The sequence below is a fragment of the Oleiphilus sp. HI0043 genome, from assembly GCF_001634935.1.
The window spans coordinates 1-630 of record NZ_LWEY01000184.1 but is presented as its reverse complement, the minus strand read 5'-3'; the positions used below and the strand labels follow the sequence as shown (position 1 = coordinate 630).

General features: G+C 46.0%; 1 protein-coding gene. It reads right to left on the bottom strand.

Translation table 11 applies throughout. The features are described 5' to 3' along the window. Positions 1 to 548, bottom strand: a 548-nt coding sequence (locus tag A3729_RS03205; RefSeq protein ID WP_156497610.1) for a LysR family transcriptional regulator, incomplete at its 3' end; no start/stop codon positions are given. Positions 549 to 630 lie beyond the last annotated feature (82 nt).

Genomic DNA, 630 nt, shown 5'->3' with positions numbered 1-630 from the left:
TCCTCAAGGCTCTGGAGTTTCCCGTACTTACGCAAGTAGGATTCGCTAGCATAAAGAGACGATTCAGTATACAATAGCTTCTGTACCACATAATCTGGGTCTTGCGGCTGAGCGCCTGGCCGAATACTAATATGCGCCTCACCATATTCAAGTTTAAAAATTCTCGAATCCGCCTGAAACGAAATGTCCACACCAGGGTGTGCTTTGCTGAATACCTCGATAACAGGCATGATCAAGGGACTCAAGGTCGAAACGCTCGTCAGAACCAAAGGCCCTGTTAGCTGCTGGTCTAGCCCATTAATTTTACTGACCATTCGATCAAGACGTTCTTCGACTTTTGCAGCATCTTGAAACAGAATTTCGCCCGCTTCAGTCGGCGTATAGCCGCGAGAATGCCTATGAAATAACTTACAAGCCAAGTGCTCTTCAATCGAGTCAATGTGCCTAAGAACTGTACTGTGATGAACACCTAAAGACTCAGCGGCCTTGCTAAGCGTGCCAAACTTGGCTACTTGATAGGCTATCTGAATATCACTCCAGCTTTTCATACATATCCCCAAACAATCTATATCTGCGCTTAACGTCACCCGCACAAAATTCGCCACTCTGTGCGTATATGCACACCAACTA